This is a genomic window from Microbacterium sp. CnD16-F (assembly GCF_024124465.1).
Classification (GTDB): Bacteria; Actinomycetota; Actinomycetes; order Actinomycetales; family Microbacteriaceae; genus Microbacterium; species Microbacterium gawkjiense.
Genome location: NZ_JAMXSA010000011.1, coordinates 19696 through 36378, shown reverse-complemented (window position 1 = coordinate 36378; position 16683 = coordinate 19696). Strand labels below are relative to the sequence as shown.

Genomic DNA, 16683 nt, shown 5'->3' with positions numbered 1-16683 from the left:
TCAGAATCCGAGGCGCCCCAGTTGCTTGGGGTCGCGCTGCCACTCCTTGGCCACCCGGACGCGCAGCGACAGGAACACGCGGCCGCCGACGAGCGGCTCGATGCCCGCTCGCGACCGCGCCCCGACCTCTCTCAGACGGGACCCGCCGCGGCCGATGATGATGGCCTTCTGGCTGTCGCGCTCGACGACGATGTTCGCGTACACGTCGGTGAGGTCACTGTCCTCGCGCGCCGAGATGTCCTCGACCGTCACGGCAATGGAGTGGGGCAGCTCGTCGCGGACGCCGTCGAGCGCCGCCTCGCGGATGATCTCGGCGATCCGATCCTCGACGCTCTCGTCGGTGACGACCCCTTCGGGGTAGAGCGCGGGGCCCTCGGGCATGAGCTTCAGCAGTTCGTCGGCGAGCACGTCGAGCTGGTCGTCGGTGACTGCCGAGAGCGGGATGACGGCGGCCCAGTCCTCGCGCAGCGCGTCGACCTCCATGAGGCGCTCGGTGATCTCCTCGCGGGTCGCGATGTCGACCTTCGTGACGATGGCCACCTTCTTCGCGCGACCGTACCCGTCGAGGGATGCCGCGATCCGCCGGTCGCCGGGTCCCACCTTCTCGGTGGCCGGCACAAGGAATCCGATGGCGTCCACGTCGCCGAGCACCTGCTCGACGAGGTCGTTGAGGCGCTGACCCAGCAGCGTCCGCGGCTTGTGGATGCCGGGGGTGTCGACGATGACGAGCTGTCCGCTCGGGCGGTTCAGGATGCCGCGGATCGCCTTTCGGGTCGTCTGCGGCTTGTCGCTCGTGATCGCGACCTTCTCGCCGACGAGGGCGTTGGTCAGCGTCGACTTGCCCACGTTGGGGCGTCCGACGAACGTCACGAAACCGGAACGGTCGGTCACGGTCACTCCGATCCCCGCGAGACGCGGACCTCTCCGGTGGTGGGTGCGAAGGCGCTCTCGGCGGCCTCCAGGCTCTCGGCGCGCTCGACGAACACGGTGGAGAGACCGCGGCCGCGACCGAGGGAGGTGCCGCCGGTGAGGATCAGGCCGCTGTGCTCGACGCGGGCGCCCGGCACCGGGACGCTGCCGAGCGCCTTGCCGAACAGGCCGCCGATCGAGTCGACGTCGTCGTCCTCGAGCTCGATGCCGAAGAGGTCGCCGACCTCGTCGAGCCCGAGGCGCGTGCTCACGCGGAAGCGGCCGTCGCCGAGGTCCGTGACCTCGCTCGTGCGCAGGTCGTACTCGTCGGCGATCTCCCCGACGAGCTCCTCGATGAGGTCCTCGAGGGTGACAAGCCCCGACACCCCGCCGTACTCGTCGACGACGAGGCAGACGTGCACGGCTTCGCGCTTCATCTGCTGCAGCAGCGTCTCGGCGCGCATCGACTCGGGCACGAAGACCGCCGGCCGGGCGATCTGCGCGACCGGCACGCCGCGCCACGCGGTCTCGTCGCGGTAGGCGAACTGGACGAGGTCCTTCAGGTACACGACACCGGTGATGTCGTCGGCCTCGCCGTCGGCGATCGGGATGCGCGAGACGCCCTTGTCGAGGAAGAGCGTCATCGCCTGCTGCGTCGTGGCCGCGGCATCCATCGTCACCATGTCGGTGCGCGGCACCATGACGGCGCGCACGAACCGATCGGTGAAGTCGAACACGGAGTGGATCAGATCGCGGTCGTCCGCCTCGATGAGGTCCTGCGACGCGGCCTCGTCGACCATGCTGAGGAGCTGCTCCTCGGAGGCGAACGACGCGCCCCGGTGGATGCCGGGGGTCAGCCGGTCCCCCACGAGGACGAGGAGGTGCGCGAGGGGTCCGAGCACGATGCGCGCGCCGCGGATGAGCGGGGCGCAGAACCGCAGGAAGCCCTTGGCGTGCTGACGCCCGACGGCGCGCGGCGAGGCGCCCACGAGGACGAAGGAGGCGATCGTCATGAGGACGACGGCGGCGAGCATCGCCCACCAGATGTTGTCGAAGATCAGCGTGAACGCGACCGTCACGAGCACCGCGGCCGCCGTCTCGACGAGGATGCGGATGAACACGACCGCCGTGCGGTGGGCGTCGGGGTCGGCGGCGATCCGCCGCAGTGCCGTTTCCGAGCGCGCCTCGTCGGCGAGGTCGGCGAGGTCGGCGCGACCCGTCACGTCGAGCGCGGCCTCGAGCGAGGCCATCAGCCCGCCGAGCGCGACGAGCAGGCCGGCCGCGACGAGGAGGAGGATCTCGGTCATGCGCGCCGGCGGCGCTCGCTCGAGTGGAACGCGCCGATGAGCTCCTTCTGGAGTCCGAACATCTCGCGCTCCTCCTCGGGCTCGGCGTGGTCGAAGCCGAGCAGGTGGAGCAGTCCGTGCGTCGTCAGGAGGATGAGCTCGTCCATCGTGGAGTGCTTCGCCGCCTGCGCCTGGGTCTCGGCGACCTGCGGGCACAGCACGATGTCGCCGAGGAGCCCGGGAGGAGTGGGCGCCTCCTCGGTCCCGGGGCGCAGCTCGTCCATGGGGAAGCTCAGCACGTCGGTCGGACCGGGCTCGTCCATCCACTGCACGTGCAGCGCTTCCATGGCGCCTTCGTCGACGAGGAGGATCGCGACGTCGGCGTCGGGGCTGACGTGCAGTTCGGCGAAGTTGTGCTCGGTGAGGCGCAGCAGGACGGTCTCGTCGACCTCCACACCGGACTCGTTGGTGATCTCGATGGTCATGATCGTCCTCGTTTGGGCTGTCGGTCGCGGGGTCCGGCGGGCCGCAGGCCCGCGCGGCGCTCGGCGCGGTTCGCGAACTCGCTCGCCTCGTCGCGCTCACGGCGTGCGGCGAGCTTCTCCTCGTCGTACGCGCTGTAGGCGTCGACGATGCGGCCCACCAGAGTGTGGCGCACGACGTCGTCGCTCGTCAGGCGCGCGAAGTGGATGTCGTCGATGTCTTTGAGCACCCGCGTGACGAGCCGGAGGCCCGACGCGCCCTGCGGCAGGTCGACCTGCGTGATGTCGCCCGTGACGATCATTCGCGTGCCGAACCCGAGACGGGTGAGGAACATCTTCATCTGCTCGGGCGTCGTGTTCTGCGCCTCGTCGAGGACGACGAAGGAGTCGTTCAGGGTGCGCCCGCGCATGTAGGCGAGGGGGGCGACCTCGATCGTTCCCGACGCCATGAGCTTCGGGACGAGCTCGGGGTCCATCATCTCGTTCAGCGCGTCGTAGAGCGGCCGCAGGTACGGGTCGATCTTGTCGGTCAGCGTGCCCGGCAGGAATCCGAGACGCTCCCCCGCTTCGACGGCGGGACGGGTCAGGATGATCCGGCTGACCTCCTTGCGTTGCAGCGCCTGGACGGCCTTGGCCATCGCGAGGTAGGTCTTACCGGTGCCGGCGGGGCCGATGCCGAAGACGATCGTGTTCTCCTCGATCGCGTCGACGTACTCCTTCTGGCCGAGCGTCTTCGGACGGATGACCTTGCCGCGCGAGGAGAGGATGGCTTCGCCGAGGACCTCGGAGGGACGCATCCCGCCGTTGTCCCGCAGGATGCGGCTCGACTGGGTGACGTCGCTCGGGTCGAGGCCCTGCCCCGCCCGCGCCATGCCGATGAGTTCGTCGACGAGTTCGCGGGCACGCGCCACGGCGTCGCCCTCGCCGGTGAGCGTGATCTCGTTGCCGCGGACGTGCACCTGCACGTCAGGGTGTTCGCGTTCGACGGTGCGCAGCAGGCGGTCCTGAGGACCCAGCAGCTGCACCATCGCGACGCCGTCCGCGTAGATGCGGTCGACGGTGGGTTCGGTGCTGTCAGCCACCGAGGCTCCCTTCGCTGAGCCCGCCGCCCAGCACGTGGGCGTGGACGTGGAAGACGGTCTGACCGGCGCCGGGGCCGGTGTTGAAGATCAGGCGGAAGTCGCCGTCGGCGTGCTCGGCGGCCAGGCTGTTCGCGAGCCCCACCAGCTCGGCGAGCAGGGCAGGGTCACCCGCGGCGAGCTCGACGACGTCGCGGTACTGCTCGCTCTTGGGGATCACGAGCAGGTGCACGGGAGCCTGCGGGGCGATGTCGCGGATCGCGAACGCGTTCTCGGTCTCCGCGATGATCTCGGAGGGGATCTCACCCCGGAGGATGCGGGTGAACACCGACGACTCGCTCATCCCCCCAGTCTAGTCAGCGGCTCCCGGCGTCGGCCGGTGCCGACTCACCAGCGGCCGAGCGCCCGGTTGACCAGCGCGAGCGCCGCGGGACCGGCGGTCGAGGTGCGCAGAACCGTGTCGCCGAGCCGCACGAGGGTCGCGCCCGCGGCCTGCAACGCGTCGAGCTCGTCGGGCGAGATCCCACCCTCGGGACCGACGACGAGCAGCACGTCACGGGTGTCTGCGGCGTCGAGGTCGACCGCGGAGAGCGCAGCGGATGCCGTGGGTTCGAGCACCAGCATCCGTGCCGACTCGGCCTGCGAGACGAGTTGCCGCGTCGTCACCGGGTCGGCCACCTCGGGCAGCCAGGCACGGTGGGCCTGCTTGGCCGCCTCGCGGGCGATCGACTCCCAGCGTGCGACGCCCTTGGCGACCTTCGCGCCGTCCCACCGCGAGACGGACCGGGCTGCCTGCCACGGGAGGATCGCGTCGACGCCGAGTTCGGTCGCGGCCTGCACCGCGAGCTCGTCGCGATCACCCTTCGCGAGCGCCTGCACGAGCACCGTGCGCGGCGACGGCGCCGGGTGCTCCCGCCGCTCGACGACCTCGACGACGACCTCCTTCGGTGCGACCGAGGCGACGGTTCCCGTGAGCCAGAGTCCGCGGCCGTCGCCCACGGTCACCCCCTCCCCGACCCGGATGCGGCGCACGGCGGCCGCGTGGTGCGCCTCGGCGCCTGTCAGCCGGACGACGTCGCCCGGGCCGGCGGCACCGGCATCCTCGATCAGGAAATGCAGGGCCACGGTCAGCGCTTGAACTTGCCGCGGAGCTTGGAGAACAGGCCCGGGTGGAACTCGGCGAGGTGCGGCGGCGCGGGGCGCGTGCGCTTGGCGAGCTCCTGGACGAGGGCCCGCGACTTCGGGTCGAGGTGCGACGGGGTGACCACCTGCACGGCGACGCGGAGGTCGCCGCGCTGCTCGCCGCGGAGCGGGGTGATGCCGCGCCCGCGGATGGTCAGCTCGTCGCCCGCCTGGACACCCTGGCGGATCTCGAGGTCGACGGGGCCGTCGAGCGAATCGATCGTGACGCTCGTGCCGAGGATCGCGTCGATCATCGACACCTCGAGGGTCGCGAGCAGATCGTCGCCGTCACGGCTGAAGACGTCGTGCGGCGCGACCGTCACCTCGAGGTACAGGTCGCCGTTGGGGCCGCCCGCGGGGCCGACCTCGCCCGATCCGGGCAGCTGCAGGCGCAGTCCCGTCTCGACGCCGGCGGGGATGTCGATCGACACGGTGCGGCGCGCGCGGACGCGGCCCTGGCCCTGGCACGTGGAACACGGGTAGGGGATGGTCGTGCCGTAGCCCTGGCAGGTCGTGCAGGGCTGCGACGTGACGACGTTGCCGAGCAGGCTCCGCACGGTCCGCTGGATCTGCCCTGAGCCGTGGCAGATGTCGCAGGTCACCGGCTGGGTGCCGGGCTGGCAGCACGAGCCCTGGCAGGTCTCACACAGCACCGCCGTGTCGACCTCGATGTCGCGGTGCACGCCGAAGACGACGTCGCCGAGGGTCAGGTCGACGCGCACGAGGGCGTCCTGGCCCCGCTCGCGACGCGAGCGCGGGCGTCCGGCACGCGTGCCCCCGCCGCCTCCGCCGAAGAACGTCTCGAAGATGTCGCTGAAGCCGCCGAACCCGGCCCCGGCGCCGCCGAACGCCCCGGAGTCACCGCCGAGGTCGTACCGCTGGCGCTGGTCGGGGTCGCTCAGCACGTCGTACGCGTGCGTCACGAGCTTGAAGCGCTCCGCCGCATCCTCTCCCGGGTTCACATCGGGGTGGAGCTGTCGCGCCAGTCGGCGGTACGCCTTCTTGATCTCCTCAGGGCTCGCGTCGCGCGCGACACCCAGGACCTCGTAGTGGTCAGCCACAATCACCTCTCCGGCCCGGAGGCCGATTCGTTCAGCGCGACTTCTCGTCTTCTTCGAGCAGACGCGTCAGATAGTGCGCGACGGCACGGACCGCCGCGAGATTGGTGGGGTAGTCCATGCGGGTCGGGCCCAGCACGCCCACGCGCGCCTGCGAGCCGCCGGCGTCGTAATCCCCCGCGACGACGGATGCCTCGGCGAGCCCGAACGGCTCGTTCTCGCGGCCGATGCTGGTCGCCAGTCCCCGGTCGTCCGCGACCATCTCCCCCATGAGGCGCAGGAGCGTCACCTGCTCCTCGATCGCCTCGAGCAGCGGGTAGATGCTGCCGCGGAAGTCCGCTTCGCGACGGGCGAGGGTCGCGGACCCGGCCATGACCATGCGGTCGGAGCGGAACTCGTCGAGCTCCTCGCCGATCGCGCGCAGGACGATCCGCCGGTTCTCCTCGCGGGGGGCCGGAGCCTCCTCCTCGAGGATGCGGGCGATCGCCGCGGCACCGTCGCGGACGCTCTTGCCGGTCAGCAGCGCGGCCATCGCGAGCTTGAGCTGTTCGGCCTCCTCGGCGGACGGCTCGGTCGCGAGGAACGCGACCCGCTGCGAGACCCGGCCGGTGTCGGTCACGACGATGATGACGATGCGGGTGCCGCCGAGGTGGACGACCTCGACGTGCGAGACGTTCGCCCGGGCGAACGACGGGTACTGCACGATCGCGACCTGTCCGGTGAGGCGGGTGAGCGTGCGGACCGTGCGGACGAGCAGGTCGTCGAGGTCGCCGGTGTCCTCCAGGAACGCGCCGATCGCGGAGCGCTGCGCGGAGGTCAGCGGACGGACCTCGGCGAGATGGTCGACGAAGACCCGGTACCCCTTGTCGGTGGGCACACGGCCCGACGACGTGTGCGGCGCGATGATGAGTTCCTCGTCCTCGAGGAGGGCCATGTCGTTGCGGATCGTGGCGGCGGACACACCGAACTGGTGGCGGTCGACGATCGCCTTGCTGCCGACGGGTTCCCGCGTGTCCACGTAGTCCTGGACGATCGCGCGCAACACCTGAAGACCGCGTTCCGAGACCATCACCCCTCCTCCGCTGGCACTCTCGATCTTGGAGTGCCAATTCTACCGCGCGCGGAGCGTTCTGCTCGGATCACTCGGTGAGCGCCCGCACGACGGCGTCGGCGAGAAGCCGCCCGCGGCGGGTCAGCACGATCGTGCCGTGGACCGCCGCCGCGCCGTCGACGAGCCCGTCGGCGATGAGGGATGCCACGTTCCGCCGCCCGATGGCCGTCGCCTCGTCGACGGCCACCCCATCGACGATGCGCGAGCGCAGCAGGATGTCCTCGAGGCGGCGGGCCTCGGCATCCGGTCGCTCCCGTCCCGCGGCCGGGGACTGGCCGACGGCGAGACGCTGGGCGTACGCGGCCGGGTGCTTCACGTTCCACCACCGGAGTCCGCCGATGTGACTGTGGGCGCCCGGGCCGTACCCCCACCAGTCCTGGCCGCGCCAGTACGACAGGTTGTGGCGCGACCGCTGCGCGCCGTTCGTCGCCCAGTTCGAGACCTCGTACCACCCGTACCCCGCCGCGGCGAGCAGTTCGTCGGCCAGCTCGTACATGTCGGCCTGCAGATCGTCATCGGGAGCGGGCACCTCGCCGCGGCGGATCTGCCGCTCGAGTTTCGTGCCGTCCTCGACGATGAGCGCGTAGGCCGAGACGTGATCGGGTGCGAGGGCCGTCGCCGTCTCGAGCGAGGTTCGCCAGTCCTCTAGCGACTCCCCCGGAGCGCCGTAGATGAGGTCGAGGCTGACCGCCAGCCCCGCGTTCCGTGCCGCGGCGACGGCCGTCGCGATGTTCGCGGGGTCGTGGGTGCGGTCGAGGGCGGCGAGGACGTGCGGGACAGCCGACTGCATGCCGATCGACAGGCGTGTCACACCGGCGGCCGCGAGGGTCTCGGCCACGGCGTCCGTCATCGTGTCGGGGTTCGCCTCGACCGTCACCTCGGCACCGTCCGCCAGGCCGAAGGCCTCCCGGACGCCGTCGAGCATGCGCGCCAGGTCGCCGGGCGGCAGGAGCGTCGGGGTGCCGCCGCCGAAGAACACCGTCTGCGCGGGGCGGAGCGGTCCGCGTTCGGCCAGCACGCGCCGGGAGATCGCGATCTCGCGCAGGACCTCGTCGGCGTACGCGTCCTGCCGGGCGCCGCGCAGTTCGGTCGCCGTGTAGGTGTTGAAGTCGCAGTAGCCGCAGCGGACGCGGCAGAACGGGACGTGCAGGTAGACGCCGAAGTCGACGTCGTCCGACACGCGCACGTCGGCGGGCAGAGCGCCGTCGAGAGGAGCGGGATCGCCGAGGGGAAGGGCCGAGCCCATCAGGAGCCGGTGGCGTACATCGGCGACATCGCCTGCAGGTACCCCTGGAACAGGGCGCGACGCCGACGCTTCACCAGCGGACGCCAGAGGCGGTAGAGCACGCCGGTCGGCTTGTCGAAGGCGCGGACCGTGAACCAGACCTCGTCGTCGTCGCGCCATTCGAGCAGGAAGGACTCCTCGCCGCTGACGACGGATCCGCCGACGGTGCCGAGCGAGAACCCGACCCGGCGCGGCTCGTCGACGACCGAGATGACCCGGAGTTCGGCATCGGCCCGCATCCCGCCGACGCGCCCCCGAAGGTGCACGGTCGTCCCGGCGCTCGCGAACGGCACGCCGTCGGCGTCGAAGCGCTGCTCGTCGTCGAGACGACTGGGCTGGACGGCGTTGCCGTCGGCGTCGAAGCCGACACCGGAGTACATCGGACCGGATGCCGGGCGCACATCGGTTACCTGGAGACCCGCCCCGCGCTGCGCTCCCCACCCGAGGAGCGACTCGGTCGAGGTGACGAAACGGCTCTTACCGCTGCCGAGACGCCAGGACGCCTCCGCCGGGGTCGTGCCCTTCGGCGGATAGCCCATGAGATCGGGGGCCTGCGTGGCCCCGACGGCGGCGTAGTCGACGGTCCCTGCCTGGAAACTCCCGCGGCGCATCGTGCCAGCCTACTTCTTGTCCTTGCCCTCGACGTCTCCCGAGAGCGCGGCGATGAACGCCTCCTGGGGGACCTCGACGCGGCCGACCATCTTCATGCGCTTCTTGCCCTCCTTCTGCTTCTCCAGCAGCTTGCGCTTACGGGTGATGTCACCGCCGTAGCACTTCGCGAGGACGTCCTTGCGGATCGCGCGGATGTTCTCGCGGGCGATGATGCGCGCGCCGATCGCGGCCTGGATGGGGACCTCGAACTGCTGACGCGGGATGAGCTTGCGCAGCCGCTCGGTCATCATCGTCCCGTAGGCGTAGGCCTTCTCACGGTGGACGATCGAGCTGAACGCGTCAACCTTCTCGCCCTGCAGCAGGATGTCGACCTTGACGAGGTCGGCGGTCTGAGAACCGGCCGGCTCGTAGTCGAGGCTCGCGTAGCCCTGCGTCTTGGACTTCAGGTGGTCGAAGAAGTCGAAGACGATCTCGCCGAGGGGCATGTTGTAGCGCAGCTCGACGCGGTCCTCGCTGAGGTAGTCCATGCCGAGCAAGGTGCCGCGGCGGGACTGGCAGAGCTCCATGACGGTGCCGACGTAGTCCTTCGGCAGGAGGATGCCGACCTTCACGACCGGCTCGGAGACCTCTGCGACGCGGCCGTCGGGGTACTCGGACGGGTTCGTGACCGTCACGGTCTCGCCCGTGTCGGTCATCACCTCGTACGTCACGGACGGCGCGGTCGTGATGAGGTCGAGTCCGAACTCGCGCGCGAGGCGCTCGGTGATGATCTCGAGGTGCAGCAGACCGAGGAAGCCGCAGCGGAACCCGAACCCGAGGGCGACCGAGGTCTCCGGCTCGTACTGCAGCGAGGCATCCGACAGTTTCAGCTTGTCGAGCGCCTCACGGAGCTCGGCGTAGTCGCTGCCGTCGATCGGGTAGATGCCCGAGAAGACCATGGGCTTCGGGTCGGTGTACCCCGCGAGCGCCTCGGATGCGGGCTTGCGGTGGTTGGTGATCGTGTCGCCGACCTTGGACTGGCGGACGTCCTTCACACCGGTGATGAGGTAGCCCACCTCGCCGACGCCGAGACCCTTGGTGGGCACGGGCTCGGGGCTCGACACCCCGATCTCGAGGAGGTCGTGGGCCGCCTTCGACGACATCATCTGGATCCGCTCGCGCGGCTCGAGCTTGCCGTCGACCATCCGCACGTACGTCACGACGCCGCGGTAGGCGTCGTAGACCGAGTCGAAGATCATGGCCCGGGCGGGGGCGTCGGCATCCCCGACGGGTGCAGGGATGCGCTCGACGATGCGGTCGAGGAGGGCCTCGACCCCCATGCCGGTCTTGCCGCTCACCTTGAGCACGTCGGCCGGGTCGCCGCCGATGAGGTTCGCGAGCTCGGCGGCGTACTTCTCCGGGTCCGCCGCGGGCAGGTCGATCTTGTTGAGGACCGGGATGATCTCGAGGTCGTTCTCGAGGGCGAGGTAGAGGTTGGCGAGGGTCTGCGCCTCGATGCCCTGCGCCGCGTCGACGAGGAGGATCGCTCCCTCGCATGCCGCGAGCGACCGGCTGACCTCGTAGGTGAAGTCGACGTGGCCGGGGGTGTCGATCATGTTGAGGGCGAACGTGCCGTCGGCGGTGGCCCACGGCATCCGGACCGCCTGGCTCTTGATGGTGATGCCGCGCTCGCGCTCGATGTCCATGCGGTCGAGGTACTGGGCACGCATGTCGCGGTCGGCGACCACGCCGGTGATCTGCAGCATGCGGTCGGCCAGGGTGGACTTGCCGTGGTCGATGTGGGCGATGATGCAGAAGTTGCGGAGCTGCGCGGGCGGCGTGGCCGCGGGCTGCAGGGGCTGAAGGGCGCGGGGTGACATGACCAGCCGAGTCTACCGGCGCACGGCCGCGCGGCCGGCCCTCGGATCCGGCACGATAGCCCCCGCGTCGACGACACGCCAACACGCGGTCGCATGAGAAAGAGTTAACCGATCTGACACTTGCGGGGCCGTGGAACCGACCGAATGCTCAATGTGGCGGTCGGTTCCTGCGCGATAAGCCCCGCGCCCGTGCCGCTTCGGGAGATCCCACGTGTCGAACCCACCCGTTCCTGCGCACGCGTCACCGTCCTTCCTCCGCCGCACCGGCGCCCTGCTCACGGTCACCGCCGTGACGACCGCGGGTCTCGCCCTCGTGCCGAGCGCGGCGAACGCCGCCGTGTCGGCCGACGCGCCCGTCGTCATCTCGGAGGTGTACGGCGGCGGCGGCAACAGCGGCGCCGCCTTCAACCGGGACTTCGTGGAGCTCGCCAACACCGGCGACGCGGCGATCGACCTGAGCGGCTTCAGCGTGCAGTACGCCTCCGCGACGGGAGCCACGTGGCAGGTCACGAAGCTCGGCGACATCGACCTCCCTGCGGGCGAGAACCTGCTCATCGGTCAGGCCTTCGGGAGCAACACGTCGCTCCCCGCGTTCGAGGCCGACGTCGACGGCTCGATCGCGATGAGCGGCAGCGGCGCGAAGGTCGCCCTGGTCTCCAGCGAGACGGCCCTCACAGGCGGCACCGGCATCGCCGATCTCGAGCAGGTCGTCGACCTCGTCGGCTGGGGCAGCACCGCCTCGGCCTTCGCCGGCTCCGCGCCCGCTCCCGGCACGTCGAACGCGACGAGCGTCTCGCGCGACGAGGACGCCACGAACACGGCTGACAACGCAGCGGACTTCACCGCCGGCACACCGACGCCCACGGGTCTCGGCGCCGATGTCGATCCCGAGCCGGAGCCCGACCCCGAGCCGCAGGCGGCGACGATCGCCGAGATCCAGGGCACGACGGATGCGTCCCCGCTGACCGGCCGCACCGTCACCACCACCGGCGTGGTCACCGCGCACTATCCCACCGGCGGCTACAACGGCTACGTCATCCAGACGCCCGGCACGGGCGGGGCACTGGATCTCGACACGCACACGGCGTCGGACGCCGTCTTCGTCTACGCGCCGGGCGCCGTCGGCGAGGTCGCGCTCGGCGACACGGTCACGGTCACCGGTGTCGTGTCGGAGTACAACGGGCTCACCGAGATCACGGTCGAGCCGGGCGACGCCCGGGTGATCGAGGACGCGGAGGCGCCGACGCCGGCGACCGTCGCGTGGCCGACCACCGCCGCGCAGCGCGAGTCGCTCGAGTCGATGCTGATCTCCCCGCAGGGCGAGTTCACCGTCAGCGACACCTACAGCACCAACCGCTTCGGCGAGGTCGGCTTGGCCGCCGGCGACGCACCGCTGCGCCAGCCCACCGACGCCGCCCGACCCGGCAGCGACGAGGCGGCAGCCGTCGCCGCCGACAACGCCGCCCGGGGTGTGCGCCTCGACGACGGCGCGGGTCTCGACTACACATCGGCCGCCAACCAGGCGCTGACCCCCGCCTACGTCTCGCTCACCGAGCCGGTGACGGTCGGCGCGGGCGTCACCTTCTCGGCGCCGCTCATCGTGGACTACCGCAACGACGCCTGGAAGCTGAATCCGACCGAGCCGGTCGTCGGCGACGGGACGGGCGCCGATGACGTCGTCTTCGAGAACGTCCGCACCGACGCACCCGAGGAGGTCGGCGGGGATCTGTCGATCGCCTCGTTCAACGTCCTGAACTACTTCACGACGCTCGGCACCGACTCGGCGACCTGCGAGGCCTACTCCGACCGGTTCGGCGACGGCGTCACGGTGCGCGACGGCTGCGCCCAGCGCGGTGCGTGGGACGCCGCCGACCTGGAGCGTCAGCAGGCCAAGCTCGTCGAGGCCATCACCTCGGTGGATGCCGCCGTGATCGGTCTCATGGAGATCGAGAACTCGGCCGCTCTCGGCGAGGAGAAGGATGAGGCGACCGCCACGCTCGTCGACGCGCTGAACGCGGAGGCGGGTGCCGGCACCTGGGCCTTCGTCCCCTCGTCGGCGGATCTGCCCTCGGCATCCGAGCAGGACGTGATCACCAACGCGATCATCTACCAGCCCGCCCTCGTCTCCCCCGTCGGCGCCGCGCGCGCCCTGGGCGACCAGAGCGCCGACGGCGAGGCGTTCGGCAACGCGCGGGAGCCGATCGCGCAGGTGTTCGAGCCGGCCGCTGGCGGCGACCCGTTCCTGTTCGTCGTGAACCACTTCAAGTCGAAGGGATCGGTCGGCCCCTGGCCGGGCGACGCCGACACCGGCGACGGCCAGGGAACGTCGAACGAGTCGCGCGTGCGCCAGGCGACGGCGCTGCGCGACTGGGTCGCGGAGATCCAGGGCGACGTGGATGCGGTGGCCCTCGCCGGCGACTTCAACTCCTACAGCCAGGAGGACCCGCTGCAGGTGCTCTACGAGGCCGGGTACGTGGATGCCGAGCAGGCGTTCGACCTCGACTCGTCGTCGTACAGCTTCTCGGGGCTCGCGGGCTCGCTCGACCACGTCCTGCTGAACGAGGCGGCGCTCGCCCGCTCCACCGGAGCGGACATCTGGAACATCAACTCCGGAGAGTCGATCGCCCTCGAGTACAGCCGCTTCCGCACCCACGGCACCGAGTTCTACTCGGCTGACCCGTTCCGTTCGAGCGACCACGATCCGGTCATCGTCGGAATGGACGCGGATGCCGCCCCCGTGCAGCTGACCCTTCTCGGGATCAACGACTTCCACGGACGCATCGACGGCAACACCGTCGCGTTCGCGGGGACCGTCGAAGAGCTGAGGAAGGCCGCATCCGGGCCCACCCTGTTCCTGTCGGCCGGCGACAACATCGGCGCCTCGCTGTTCGCGTCGTCCGTGGCGCAGGACGAGCCCACGATCGACGTGCTGAACGCCCTGGGTCTGCAGGCGAGCGCGGTCGGAAACCACGAGTTCGATCGCGGCTTCGCCGACCTGTCGGGTCGGGTGTCGGACGCGTTCGACGCGCCGCAGCTGGGTGCGAACGTCTACGAGAAGGGCACGACGACCCCGGCGCTCGACGAGTACGCGCTGCTGGAGGCCGACGGACTGACGGTCGGCGTCATCGGCGCCGTCACGGAGGAGACCCCGACGCTCGTCACGCCGACCGGCATCGAGTCGGTGGACTTCGGCGACCCGGTCGAGGGGGTCAACCGCGTCGCCGCGCAGCTGACCGACGGCGACGCCTCCAACGGCGAGGCGGACGTCATCGTCGCGCTCTACCACGAGGGCGCCGGAGCCGGCACGCCGGACGGCGCGACCCTCGAGGAGGAGGTCGCCGCGGGCGGCGCCTTCGGAGCGATCATCGAGGACACCTCCCCCGAGGTCGACGCCATCTTCACCGGTCACACGCACAAGGAGTACGCGTGGTCGGCACCGATTCCCGGCACGGACCGGACGCGTCCCGTCGTGCAGACCGGCTCGTACGGCGCCAAGATCGGTGAGATCACCTTGACGGTGGATGCCGCCACAGGTGAGGTCTCGGCGCACACCGAGCGCAACGTCGCCCGGACGACAACCCCCGCCGCCGACCTCGTCGCCGCCTACCCGCGGGTCGCGGAGGTCGACCGCATCACGAAGGCCGCGCTGGCGAACGCCGCCGCGGTCGGCAACACCGAAGTCGGTCAGGTCTCGGGCGACATCACGACCGCCTACAGCGGCGGATCGTACGTCGACGGTGTCTACACCGGCGGATCGCGCGACAACCGGGCGGCGGAGTCGACGCTCGGCAACACCGTCGCCAACATGCTCCGCGACAGCCTCGCGGACCTGCCGAACGGCGCCGTCATCGGCGTCACCAACCCGGGTGGTCTGCGCGCCGATCTGTTCGACACGCAGGCCGAGTTCGGCGCCGGTGCGGTCGCGGGTCTCGCGGACGGATCGATCTCGTTCAGCCAGGCGAACGCGGTGCTCCCGTTCAGCAACACGCTCGCGCTGGTCACCCTCACGGGTGAGGAGTTCACGACGATGCTTGAGCAGCAGTGGCAGCGGGATGCCGCGGGCAACGTCCCCCAGCGCCCCTACCTGCAGCTGGGACTCTCGGACAACGTCTCGTACACCTACGACCCGGCACTGCCGGAGGGTGAGCGCATCACGTCCGTGACGGTCGACGGGGCTCCGATCGATCCCGAAGGGACCTACCGCATCGGCACGTTCTCGTTCCTCGCGGCCGGCGGCGACAACTTCCGCGCCTTCACGGAGGGCGAGGACTACGTCGACACAGGTCTGCTCGACTACGAGGCGTGGGTCGACTACCTCGCCGAGGGGTCGCCCGTCGCCCCCTCGTTCGCGAAGCACGGTGTGCAGGTCTCGGGCGTGCCCGAGACGGTCGCCGCGGGCGAGACGGTGTCGTTCCAGGTGGCCGGGCTCGACCTGACTAGCAAGGGCGCTCCCGCCAACGCCGAGGTCTCGGTGAGCTTGGGCGAGCAGGTGCTCGGCACGGCGCCGGTGTCGGAGGGCGCGGCATCCGTCAGCGTCACCCTGCCCGCCGGAACGCCCGCCGGCGCCGCGCAGCTGACGGTGACCGCCGCCCCCAGCGGCACGGTCGTGCAGGTGCCCGTCACCGTCGAGGAGGCGGCGGAGCCCGCCGCGGCGACGAGGACGCGTCTGGTGGCCGTCACGCCGGTCCACATCAACCGGTTCCTGCCGACGACGCTCGTCGCGATCGTCACGCAGGAGGGCGGCCGCGCCGAGGGTGTCGTCGAGTTCCGCGAGGGCGACACCGTGATCGCGACGGCGGAGGTCCGTCGCGGCACCGCGTCGACGACGCTCGGCCGTCTGTCCCGCGGGACGCACACCTACACGGCGACGTTCGTCCCCGACGACCCGACCGTCGCTCAGGGATCGGAGAGCAAGCCGGTCAAGGTCCGCGTCCTCTTCTGACCGGACGGGCCGGAACGGGGGCGGATCCCATGGATCCGCCCCCGTTTCCGCGTCGAAGGGGCGCCGGATTCGTAGGCTGAGGGGATGACGCCTCAGGTGGTGTTCGTGCACGGCATCCGGACCTCCGCGACGATGTGGCGCGCGCAGGTGGAGCATCTCGCCGCGGCGGGCGTCGGCGCGATCGCCGTCGACCTGCCGGGGCACGGTCGCCGGATGAGCGAGACGTTCACGCTGGACGGCGCGTTCGAGACGATCGACACCGCGGTGAGGGATGCCGCGGCCCGCGGCCCCGTGCTGTTGGTCGCGCACTCGATGGGTGGGCTGGTGGCGATCGAGTACATGGGCCGTGAGGAGCCCCCGCCCGTGGATGCGTTCATCGCCGCCGGCTGCACGTCGATCCCCCGCGGCGCCGGCCTCGCGATCTATCGGGCACTGGCGCGGGGGTTCGATCGCCTGCCCCGACGCGGTCAGCCGCTCGCCGACCTCGTGCTCGACCGGACGCTCCCACCCGAGACACGGGCGGACTTCGGCGCCGGCGGCTACGCGTACGACACGCAGGACATCGCTCTGCGCAGCCTGTCGGTCCTCGACCTCGTCGTCGCGCTGCAGCGGATCTCCGTTCCCCTGTGGTTCGTGAACGGGCAGTGGGACCAGCTGCGGCTCAACGAGCGCCTGTTCACGAAGCTCAAGCCCGAGGCGGAGCTCATCGTCGTGCCCCGGACATCCCATCTCGTCACCGCGATGCGGCCCCGTGTGTTCAACGCGATCGTGGACCTGGCGCTGGCGACGATGGCGCGGGACCGGCCGACTTCGGGATGAGGCGCGCACCTGATAGAATCGGTTTTTGGCTTGCGTGTGGGTTCCTCCCTCACACGACC

At 70.8% G+C, this 16683-nt stretch carries 13 protein-coding genes; 2 read left to right on the top strand and 11 right to left on the bottom strand.

Going from position 1 to position 16683, the window contains the following annotated elements; translation table 11 throughout:
* The 11 genes from era to lepA all read right to left on the bottom strand — a co-directional run bounded on the left by era (position 1) and on the right by lepA (position 10863).
* Positions 1–897, bottom strand: a complete 897-nt coding sequence (era, locus tag NH287_RS05045; RefSeq protein ID WP_374209363.1) for a GTPase Era — start codon at positions 895–897, stop codon at positions 1–3.
* Entirely contained in the window at positions 894–2216 is a 1323-nt protein-coding gene (locus NH287_RS05040) for a hemolysin family protein (RefSeq protein ID WP_253034727.1), read from the bottom strand. Before NH287_RS05040 ends, era begins: the two co-directional genes overlap by 4 nt.
* Positions 2213–2680, bottom strand: coding sequence for an rRNA maturation RNase YbeY (gene ybeY / locus NH287_RS05035; protein ID WP_064002183.1), 468 nt, complete (start codon positions 2678–2680; stop codon positions 2213–2215). The genes NH287_RS05040 and ybeY overlap by 4 nt, the downstream gene beginning before the upstream one ends.
* Positions 2677–3705, bottom strand: coding sequence for a PhoH family protein (locus NH287_RS05030; RefSeq protein ID WP_253034752.1), 1029 nt, complete (start codon positions 3703–3705; stop codon positions 2677–2679). Before NH287_RS05030 ends, ybeY begins: the two co-directional genes overlap by 4 nt.
* Before the next feature lie 46 nt (positions 3706–3751).
* The gene (locus tag NH287_RS05025; protein WP_064002185.1) at positions 3752–4099 is read right to left on the bottom strand and encodes an HIT domain-containing protein; all 348 of its coding nucleotides are present in this window, start codon (positions 4097–4099) and stop codon (positions 3752–3754) included.
* A 44-nt stretch (positions 4100–4143) separates the two neighbouring features.
* Positions 4144–4881, bottom strand: a complete 738-nt coding sequence (locus tag NH287_RS05020; RefSeq protein ID WP_253034726.1) for a 16S rRNA (uracil(1498)-N(3))-methyltransferase — start codon at positions 4879–4881, stop codon at positions 4144–4146.
* Between the two features lie 2 nt (positions 4882–4883).
* Positions 4884–5999 (bottom strand): molecular chaperone DnaJ, encoded by a 1116-nt coding sequence (dnaJ, locus tag NH287_RS05015; RefSeq protein WP_253034725.1) that lies wholly within the window; start codon positions 5997–5999, stop codon positions 4884–4886.
* A 31-nt stretch (positions 6000–6030) separates the two neighbouring features.
* Entirely contained in the window at positions 6031–7065 is a 1035-nt protein-coding gene (gene hrcA, locus NH287_RS05010; protein ID WP_253034724.1) for a heat-inducible transcriptional repressor HrcA, read from the bottom strand.
* A gap of 70 nt (positions 7066–7135) precedes the next feature.
* The gene (gene hemW / locus NH287_RS05005; RefSeq protein ID WP_253034723.1) at positions 7136–8353 is read right to left on the bottom strand and encodes a radical SAM family heme chaperone HemW; all 1218 of its coding nucleotides are present in this window, start codon (positions 8351–8353) and stop codon (positions 7136–7138) included.
* The gene (locus NH287_RS05000; RefSeq protein ID WP_253034722.1) at positions 8353–9003 is read right to left on the bottom strand and encodes a DUF1990 family protein; all 651 of its coding nucleotides are present in this window, start codon (positions 9001–9003) and stop codon (positions 8353–8355) included. The genes hemW and NH287_RS05000 overlap by 1 nt, the downstream gene beginning before the upstream one ends.
* A 9-nt stretch (positions 9004–9012) precedes the next feature.
* Positions 9013–10863, bottom strand: a complete 1851-nt coding sequence (gene lepA, locus NH287_RS04995) for a translation elongation factor 4 (protein WP_064002191.1) — start codon at positions 10861–10863, stop codon at positions 9013–9015.
* 211 nt (positions 10864–11074) lie between these two features.
* Here lepA and NH287_RS04990 point away from each other — a divergent pair, with 211 nt between their 5' ends.
* Together NH287_RS04990 and NH287_RS04985 are read left to right on the top strand one after the other, a co-directional pair.
* Entirely contained in the window at positions 11075–15805 is a 4731-nt protein-coding gene (locus tag NH287_RS04990; RefSeq protein ID WP_253034721.1) for an ExeM/NucH family extracellular endonuclease, read from the top strand.
* Positions 15806–15889: 84 nt separating this feature from the next.
* Complete coding sequence (locus NH287_RS04985; protein WP_253034720.1) at positions 15890–16624, top strand: alpha/beta fold hydrolase; 735 nt, start codon at positions 15890–15892, stop codon at positions 16622–16624.
* Positions 16625–16683: the final 59 nt, after the last annotated feature.